The sequence below is a fragment of the Trichlorobacter sp. genome (assembly GCF_030247655.1).
GTDB lineage: Bacteria > Desulfobacterota > Desulfuromonadia > Geobacterales > Pseudopelobacteraceae > Trichlorobacter.
Map to the genome: position 1 here is coordinate 1 of NZ_JAOTRZ010000129.1, position 7,906 is coordinate 7,906.

Genomic DNA, 7,906 nt, shown 5'->3' on the forward strand with positions numbered 1-7,906 from the left:
GGTAATGGTGCGAGGCTCCGGCACAGCCAGGGTCGCCACCTGGGACAGGGAAGAGGGATTGCCGTAATAGTCTACTTTTACCTCGTCAAGGAGTGATGTGCTGGCGCGGCCGGTACGGATGCGCTGATATTCCTTGCGCAGGTCTTCGACGCTCTTCTCCATGTGGGTTTTCATCTCTGCTATAACGGATTTGTACATGGTTACGCTCCTTGTACGATGGTTCCAATGGCTTCGCCGCTGATAACCTTTTTAATATTTCCCGGTGTTGTCAGGTCAAACACAATGATCGGCAGGTTGTTGTCCATGCAGAGCGAGGTGGCGGTTGCATCCATCACCTGCAGCCCCTTTTGCAGTACCTCAATATAGGACAACTCATTGTAGCGGGTTGCAGTAGGGTCTTTCTTGGGGTCTGCTGTGTAGACACCGTCCACCTTGGTCCCCTTCAGGATAACCTGGGCATTGATCTCCATAGCCCGCAGGCTGGCAGCGGTGTCAGTGGTAAAGTAGGGGTTGCCGGTACCGGCACCGAAGATTACCACCCGTCCTTTTTCCAGGTGACGGACCGCCTTGCGACGGATGTACGGTTCAGCAACCTCCTGCATGGCAATGGCAGACTGTACACGGGTTGAAACGCCGACTTTTTCCAGGGCATCCTGCATGGCCAGCGAGTTGATCACCGTGGCCAGCATCCCCATATAATCAGCACTGGCGCGGTCCATCCCCTTTGAGGAGGCAGCCAGGCCACGGAAGATGTTGCCGCCACCGATCACCAGCGCCAGTTCAACGCCATCCTCAACCACCTCTTTGATCTCGGCAGCAATGGTATTGATGGTACATGGGTCAATGCCGTAGCCCTGATCTCCGGCCAGCGATTCTCCGGAAAGCTTCAGTAGTACCCGTTTGAAGGATTTACGTGGCATGTTTCCTCCTGGTTTCTGTTTGCTTGAGGCAATCACTGTGTCAGCTGATTGTTTCCCTGGTCAAGAGTTGGTTTGAGTTGATACGAAAACGCCGGCTGTGAAGGCCGGCGCTTTCAGTCCTATTTCAGTCCGGCCGCTGCCGCCACCTCGGCGGCAAAGTCCGATTCCTTCTTTTCAAGCCCTTCGCCCAGCACAAACTTGGCAAAGCGTTTCAGGGTGATTGAACAGCCCAGTTGCTTGGCGCTGGCATCAATATACTGCTGCACGGTCTTGTCGGTGTCCTTGACATAGACCTGCTCCAGCAGGCAGATGTCGCCGTAAAACTTGTTGACCTGACCACCGATGATCTTCTCGATGATGTTGTCCGGCTTGCCGGTTTCCCGTGCCTTTGCACGATAGATCTCTTTCTCACGTTCCAGCACATCAGCGGCAACATCTTCACGGCAGAGGAAAAGAGGGGAGGCTGCTGCGGTATGCATGGCTACATCCTTCAGTACCGTGGCAAACGCCTCGCTGCTGCAGATATCTGCCTTATCACAGCTTGCTTCCACCAGTACGCCGATCTTGCCACCAGCGTGAATATAGGTACCAACTGCGCCGCCATCTGCGTTAAAGCAGACAAAACGACGGATCTGCATATTCTCGCCGATCACCGAAATCGCCTCATTCAGCAGCGTCTGTACGGTCTTGGATGCATCACCAACAAACGGCTGTGCCATCAGTTCTTCGATGTTGGCAGGATTTTTCTGCAGGACATGATCAGCAACCTGCTTGACAAAGTCCTGAAACTTGTCGTTTTTGGCAACAAAGTCGGTTTCGCTGTTGATTTCAACCAGGACACCGGCGTTGCCGTTGGCGGTTACTGCTGCTGTAACCATACCTTCAGTTGCGGCACGACCAGCCTTTTTGGAAGCAGCAGCCAGTCCCTTCTTGCGCAGGTAATCAACAGCCTGCTCCATCTCGCCGCCAACCTCTTCCAGGGCTTTTTTGCAATCCAGCATCCCGGCGCCGGTGGCTTTTCTCAGTTCATTGATCTGTGCTGCGGTAATAGCCATTATTTCTATCCTCCGGACCACATCCGCGTGGTCTTTTGTTGTTTTTTAAGTAATGCTGAATTTGAAACTAGTCAGCGGAAGCTTCGCAGGCAACGTCATCACCCATAGCGGCTTCAAGTTCGTCGGAGCCTTCAGCATCGCTCTGCAGGCTGGCATTACGTGCGTCATTGCCTTCCTGAATGGCATCAGCGATCTTGGCAGTCAGCAGACGGATGGCACGGATGGCGTCGTCGTTACCGGGGATGACATAGTCAATTACATCCGGATCACAGTTGGTGTCAACGATGGCAACAACCGGAATTCCCAGCTTCTGGGCTTCCTGAACAGCAATTTCCTCGTTCTTGGGGTCAATCACGAACATCATACCGGGCAGTTTATGCATATTCTTGATGCCGCCCAGAACTTTTTCAAGTTTTTCACGCTCTTTATCCATTTTGAGCGCTTCCTTCTTGGTGTAGGCCTCAATGGTACCGTCTTCAAACATGGCGTCCAGCTTCTTCAGGCGCTCAATGCTCTGCTTGACGGTGGAGAAGTTGGTCAGCATGCCGCCCAGCCAACGCTGGTTAACGTAGTACTGCCCACAACGGGTTGCTTCTTCAGCAACTGAATCCTGGGCCTGCTTCTTGGTGCCAACGAACAGAACGGTGTTGCCCTGCTCGGCAGATTCCTTAACAAAATTGTAAGCGGATTTGAAGTAGCGGACGGTTTTCTGCAGGTCGATGATGTAGATGCCGTTACGCGCACCAAAGATGTAGGGTTTCATCTTCGGGTTCCAACGCTTGGTCTGGTGACCGAAATGGACGCCAGCTTCCAACAGTTCCTTCATGCTGATACTTGACATTCTGTTTCTCCTTTGGTTTTTCCTCCGCCCCGTTTGAATCCCTGCAAGCCGCAAAAAGGGACACCGCCGGTTTACTTAAAGGGCGTGTGAATTGAAAAGCGTTACTTTTTATCACAACTTTTGTAGGGAAATCAAGGGGAAAAAGGTCTGCTGGAGATGGCTTCAATCGGGCAGGCGGTGATGCAGGCACCGCAGCCGGTGCAACGTTCTGGTTCGGTGATGACGGCATGTTTGCGGTACAGTACGGTCTGCAGAGTGATGATCTGTTCCGGGCAGGCGGCCACGCATCGCCCGCAGCCGGAGCAGCGTTGGGTGGTGATGGTTGGAATCACCGACTCAGGCATCAAAAAGATCCTGCTGCTTCCACTCCTTGATCACCTGTTGTTTTTTGTGCAGAGGGTAGTACCGGGGACAGGAGGAGACCACGGCAAACTCTGGCTGTTTGCACTTTCGTCTGCAGCGAATACAGAGTTTGTTGGATGGATCTGTTGTCTTGTTTTTCTTAGTTACCCTGGGGGCCACTGGAGGTCTCTCCCAGCCAGCAGGTGGATATGTAGGTGGAAAACCGTCTGGCCGGCATCGGCACCGTTGTTTTGTACCAGACGGAAGCCGCCTTCAGACAGCCCACGCTCTCGGGCCAGTTGGCCAGCTACACGGAATAGGTGTCCGACAACTGTTTCATCCTGTGCTGACATATCCAGGCAGTTGCTGAAGTGCCGTTTGGGTATCAGGAGCAGGTGCAGCGGAGCCTTGGGGGCGATATCCTCAATCGCCACCATCAGATCATCTTCAAAGACCTTTTTAGCCGGAATCTCACCGGCGATGATCTTGCAAAATAAGCAGTTTTCCATATGTTAACCTTTCAGAAAGCAAAGTCAAAACAATGGCATGCGGATCAAGTCTGATTTTGGCGGATTTTCACGAATCTTAAAATTGTTTTAAAATCGGCGTTAATCCGCTTGATCCGCGTCATCCGCGTGCTATTACAATCGCAATCCCATCAAAAATTCATGGTTGCCATCAGCGCCGGTAATCGGCGAATCACAGATCCCGAGCAGTTCTGCTCCCAGTTCAGCAGCAAGGCGTTCCATGCTGGCCAGTACCTCTTCATGTAGCTTCGGGTCCCGTACAATGCCACCTTTACCGACAGCACCTTTACCCACCTCAAACTGGGGTTTCACCAATGCCACCACCTCAGCAGGTCTTGTCAGCAGCGCCAGGGTGGGGGGCAACACCAGATTCAGCGAGATGAACGAGGCGTCGATCACCGCCAGATTCGGCAGCGGATTAAACTGCTCCGGTTGCAGATGGCGGATGTTGGTCTTTTCCATCACCACCACCCGCGGGTCTTCACGAAGCTTCCAGGCCAGTTGGCCATAGCCCACATCAACCGCATAAACCCGGCTGGCTCCCCGCTGCAGCAGGCAGTCGGTAAAGCCGCCGGTGGAGGCACCGACGTCGATGGCAATCCTGTCTGCTGTTTCAATCCCAAAGGTATCCAGACCTTGTGCAAGCTTCAACCCGCCACGACTGACATAGGGCATCACCTCACCCTTAATCCTGATCTCAACCTCTGGCGTTACCTGTTGCCCGGCCTTCTGGGCGGCATGATCACCCACCACCACCTGACCAGCCATAATCAAGGCCTGGGCCTTCTCGCGGGAAGGGGCCAGGCCTTTTTCAACCATCAGCTTATCAAGTCGTTGCTTTATGCTCATGCACCGACTAATTGAGATTTGGTAAAGATCGCCTTCAGCCAGTAGCCTTCAGCCTCAATGTTCTCGCGGCCACCCTCTTCGCGGTCCACCAGGGATACGATTCCCAATACATCCAGTCCTTCTTCCTTGGCGCGGTTGACCGCCTTCATGGAGGAACCGCCGGTGGTGACCACGTCTTCAACGATCACCACCTTGGTGCCGGGGGGCAGGTTTTTGCGACCTTCCAGCCACTGACCGGTACCGTGTCCCTTGGGCTCTTTGCGGATGATAAAGGCATGCAGCGGATTGCCATCCAGGCAGGCAGCAATGGAGGTGGCAGTGGCGATCGGGTCAGCACCCAGGGTGATGCCACCCACGGCCTGTACACCCGGTACATCCTTGATCGCTTCGTAGAACAGTTTGCCCACCAGCAGGCCACCTTCAGCATGCAGGGTGGTCTGTTTGCCATCAAAGTAGAAATCGCTCTGGCGGCCGGAAGCCAAGGTTACCAGGCGTTTTTCGTAAGACAGCTCAAGAATAATTGCCTTCAGTTTTTCGCGGTCAGTCATTGTTCGGTGTACTCCTCGTCTTTGGAAAATAGACCCATTTGGGGAACCTGTGATGGCATGGGGAAATTGATCGGATATTCGCCGGTAAAGCAGGCTGTGCAGAAGCTGTGCTTGAGGCCGGTGGCCTTGATCAACCCTTCCTCTGAAAGGTAGCCCAGAGAGTCTGCGGTAATATAACGTCTGATTTCATCCAGTGTATGGGAGGAAGAGATCAGCTCTTTGCGGTTGGGGGTGTCAATACCGTAGAAACAGGGATAGCTGGTGGGGGGGGAGGAGATCCGCATATGGACCTCTTTGGCCCCGGCATTGCGCACCATCTTGACGATCTTGCGAGAGGTGGTGCCCCGCACTATGGAGTCGTCGATTACCACTACCCGCTTTCCTTCCAGCAGCTCCCGTACCGGGTTCAGCTTGATTTTAACCCCGAAGTGACGGATTGACTGGGCTGGCTCAATAAAGGTACGTCCCACATAGTGGTTGCGGATCAGCCCCAGTTCAAAGGGGATGCCTGCCTGCTCGGCGTAGCCCATGGCTGCCGGTACACCGGAATCCGGCACAGCGATCACCACATCGGCATCCACCTGATATTCACGGGCCAGTTGGCGTCCCAGTTCTTTACGCACCTGATAGACGTTTCTGCCAAAGATATTTGAATCCGGCCGGGCAAAGTAGACGAACTCAAAGATGCAGGGGGTCGGCTCGATCTTCTTGAACGGGAACAGGGACTGCATCTGGCCATCCTTGGTAAAGACCAGCATCTCCCCGGGCTCCACTTCACGCACAAAGGTCGCCTCTATCAGATCCAGGGCGCAACTCTCAGAAGCGACTACCCAGCCGTCTCCCAGTTTGCCCAGACACAGCGGGCGGAAACCGTGGGGGTCGCGCACCGCGATCATACGGGATTCGGTCAGGAACAGCAGGCAGTAAGCCCCTTTGACCCGGTTCAGGGCATCACCGATCCGCTCAACCAGCGAGTGGGTGCGGGAAATAGCCAGCAGGTGAATGATGATTTCAGTATCCATGGTGGTCTGAAAGATGGAACCGTAAGCCTCCAGCTCTGCCTTTAACAGATTGGCGTTGACCAGGTTGCCGTTGTGGGCAACCGCAATGGAACCACGGGAGTAATCCACCATGATCGGCTGGACGTTTTTTTCCACCGAGGCACCGGCAGTGGAGTAGCGCACATGGCCGATGGCTGACTTGCCGGGCAGCTTCTCAAACACCTTCTGATTACCGAACACATCGGCCACCAGCCCCATCCGTTTGTGGGCATGCAGCCCGCTACCATCGGAGGAGACAATGCCGCAGCTTTCCTGGCCGCGATGCTGCAGGGCGTACAGCCCGAGATAGGTCAGGTTGGCTGCTTCAGGGTGGCCATAGATGCCAAATACGCCGCATTCTTCTTCTGGGCGGAAAAGTTTCATATCTTTAAGCTCCGATTCAGCAAAGTTATTCATCAGTGCGGCCTTTCCAGCTGTCTGGATGACGGTGCAGGTGCATCACCGCAATTACCAGTACCATGTCTGAACGGTTCTGGTAGATCACGGCATAAGGAAAACGATGGGTCAGACAACGTCTGGTTCTGGCGGAAAGCGGATGCCAGGCATCAGGGGAATCTAAAATTCTGTCCAGGGTTTGGTATATTTCGTCGGCAAACTCGTAGCCAAGTCCAGGACACTCGGTGTTGTAGTAATCAACACCGGATTCAAGCTCCTGTTGTGCTTCCAGCAGAATCCGGATCTTCATCGGCTGTTGATCCGCTCCTTTGACTCCGCTAGTGAGAGCGTCTCTGTCGCTCCTGCTTCATAGGCATCAATACGGCCTTCTGCCACAATGGCCCAGGCAGTGTCTACTGCTATTCTGGACTGATGATCAAAACTTGCGAGCAGTTTCTCAATCAAACCCGCCCGTTCGAGAGGGGGGAGCGCCAGGGCATCTTCCAGTATGTCTTGAGCAATTGGGGACATAACTCGCCTCCCTGTCTATAACAGGTTTTCCCTCACAAAGTCGGCTGCGTTTTTATACAGGATCAGTCCGTCACCGTTTTCCGGCAACTGCTCGCGGGTCCAGCGTGGATGCTGGGTGTAATGCACAAAGGCCTCCGGGTGGGGCATCAGTCCCATCAGTCTGCCGGTGGGGTCACACAGACCGGCAATGGCGTTGGTTGATCCGTTGGGGTTGGCGGGAAACTCCATGGTTGCTTCGGCATAATCGGCATCTGTGTACTTGAATACTGCAAGATGACCGTTTTCAATCCGTTCCAGGGTTTGCGGCGTATCGGTCAGGAACTTGCCTTCGCCGTGACGTACCGGCAGGTAGATCCCTTTCTCAATCCCTTTGGTGAAGATGCAAGGGGAGGCAGGATCGGCCTTCAGGTAGCACCAGCGGTCCTGAAAACGTCCGCAGTCGTTGTGGCAGAGGGTGACGGTTTGGGTCAACGTATTGCCATCCAGAGCAGGCAGCATCCCCATCTTGACCATCAACTGAAAGCCGTTGCAGACCCCCAGCACCAGCTTGCCGGCATTGATGAAGCGGGTAAACTGCTCCACCAGCTTTTCATTGCTGCCGCTGACGGTGGCATTCTTTAGCCGGTTGGCCTGTGCCTTGGCGCTGCCCAGGTCGTCACCATCCAGAAAACCGCCGGTCAGGTTCAGAAAGTGGTAATCGTCAAGGCGGACCTCGCCGGACAGGATTTCGGCAATATGGGCGATTTTTGCCTCGTCAAAGCCACCCAGCCTGCAGGCGTGGGCCGCTTCCGTTTCACAGTTGGTGCCGTTACCGGTTATAACAATTGCTCGTGTCTGTTTCATGCACTGGTTCCCTG

Annotated in this window: 12 protein-coding genes; all 12 read right to left on the minus strand. The window is 54.3% G+C overall.

Features of this window, described 5'->3' with window-relative positions; genetic code table 11:
• Positions 1–198, minus strand: a 198-nt coding sequence (locus OEL57_RS11155) for a ribosome recycling factor (RefSeq protein WP_300740612.1), incomplete at its 3' end; no start/stop codon positions are given.
• Between the two features lie 2 nt (positions 199–200).
• Positions 201–920 carry a UMP kinase gene (gene pyrH, locus OEL57_RS11160; RefSeq protein ID WP_078789018.1) on the minus strand — a complete coding sequence of 240 codons (720 nt, stop codon included), beginning with the start codon at positions 918–920 and terminating at the stop codon, positions 201–203.
• Positions 921–1,039: 119 nt separating this feature from the next.
• Positions 1,040–1,975: a translation elongation factor Ts gene (gene tsf, locus OEL57_RS11165; RefSeq protein ID WP_300740613.1), complete on the minus strand. Its 936-nt coding sequence runs from the start codon at positions 1,973–1,975 to the stop codon at positions 1,040–1,042.
• A 67-nt stretch (positions 1,976–2,042) separates the two neighbouring features.
• A complete protein-coding gene (rpsB, locus tag OEL57_RS11170; protein ID WP_300740614.1) occupies positions 2,043–2,816 on the minus strand; it encodes a 30S ribosomal protein S2 in 774 nt (257 codons plus the stop codon).
• A gap of 131 nt (positions 2,817–2,947) precedes the next feature.
• Entirely contained in the window at positions 2,948–3,160 is a 213-nt protein-coding gene (locus OEL57_RS11175; RefSeq protein WP_300740615.1) for a 4Fe-4S binding protein, read from the minus strand.
• Between the two features lie 162 nt (positions 3,161–3,322).
• Positions 3,323–3,667 carry a histidine triad nucleotide-binding protein gene (locus tag OEL57_RS11180; protein ID WP_300740616.1) on the minus strand — a complete coding sequence of 115 codons (345 nt, stop codon included), beginning with the start codon at positions 3,665–3,667 and terminating at the stop codon, positions 3,323–3,325.
• A gap of 132 nt (positions 3,668–3,799) precedes the next feature.
• Entirely contained in the window at positions 3,800–4,534 is a 735-nt protein-coding gene (locus OEL57_RS11185; protein WP_300740617.1) for a TlyA family RNA methyltransferase, read from the minus strand.
• Positions 4,531–5,082 (minus strand): orotate phosphoribosyltransferase, encoded by a 552-nt coding sequence (pyrE, locus tag OEL57_RS11190; protein WP_300740618.1) that lies wholly within the window; start codon positions 5,080–5,082, stop codon positions 4,531–4,533. Before pyrE ends, OEL57_RS11185 begins: the two co-directional genes overlap by 4 nt.
• A complete protein-coding gene (purF, locus tag OEL57_RS11195; protein WP_300740619.1) occupies positions 5,079–6,506 on the minus strand; it encodes an amidophosphoribosyltransferase in 1,428 nt (475 codons plus the stop codon). The genes pyrE and purF overlap by 4 nt, the downstream gene beginning before the upstream one ends.
• Positions 6,507–6,531: 25 nt before the next feature.
• Complete coding sequence (locus OEL57_RS11200) at positions 6,532–6,828, minus strand: type II toxin-antitoxin system RelE/ParE family toxin (RefSeq protein WP_300740620.1); 297 nt, start codon at positions 6,826–6,828, stop codon at positions 6,532–6,534.
• Entirely contained in the window at positions 6,825–7,049 is a 225-nt protein-coding gene (locus tag OEL57_RS11205; protein WP_300740621.1) for an addiction module protein, read from the minus strand. The genes OEL57_RS11200 and OEL57_RS11205 overlap by 4 nt, the downstream gene beginning before the upstream one ends.
• Before the next feature lie 15 nt (positions 7,050–7,064).
• Positions 7,065–7,892 carry a phosphoribosylformylglycinamidine synthase subunit PurQ gene (locus tag OEL57_RS11210; RefSeq protein WP_300740622.1) on the minus strand — a complete coding sequence of 276 codons (828 nt, stop codon included), beginning with the start codon at positions 7,890–7,892 and terminating at the stop codon, positions 7,065–7,067.
• Positions 7,893–7,906: the final 14 nt, after the last annotated feature.

Coding starts and splice junctions, on each gene's coding strand:
- rpsB (WP_300740614.1), bottom strand. CDS start 2,816: ATGTCAAGTATCAGCATGAAGGAACTGTTGGAAGCTGGCGTCCATTTC.
- pyrE (WP_300740618.1), bottom strand. CDS start 5,082: ATGACTGACCGCGAAAAACTGAAGGCAATTATTCTTGAGCTGTCTTAC.
- tsf (WP_300740613.1), bottom strand. CDS start 1,975: ATGGCTATTACCGCAGCACAGATCAATGAACTGAGAAAAGCCACCGGC.
- OEL57_RS11185 (WP_300740617.1), bottom strand. CDS start 4,534: ATGAGCATAAAGCAACGACTTGATAAGCTGATGGTTGAAAAAGGCCTG.
- OEL57_RS11180 (WP_300740616.1), bottom strand. CDS start 3,667: ATGGAAAACTGCTTATTTTGCAAGATCATCGCCGGTGAGATTCCGGCT.
- OEL57_RS11200 (WP_300740620.1), bottom strand. CDS start 6,828: ATGAAGATCCGGATTCTGCTGGAAGCACAACAGGAGCTTGAATCCGGT.
- OEL57_RS11175 (WP_300740615.1), bottom strand. CDS start 3,160: ATGCCTGAGTCGGTGATTCCAACCATCACCACCCAACGCTGCTCCGGC.
- pyrH (WP_078789018.1), bottom strand. CDS start 920: ATGCCACGTAAATCCTTCAAACGGGTACTACTGAAGCTTTCCGGAGAA.
- purF (WP_300740619.1), bottom strand. CDS start 6,506: ATGAAACTTTTCCGCCCAGAAGAAGAATGCGGCGTATTTGGCATCTAT.
- OEL57_RS11205 (WP_300740621.1), bottom strand. CDS start 7,049: ATGTCCCCAATTGCTCAAGACATACTGGAAGATGCCCTGGCGCTCCCC.
- OEL57_RS11210 (WP_300740622.1), bottom strand. CDS start 7,892: ATGAAACAGACACGAGCAATTGTTATAACCGGTAACGGCACCAACTGT.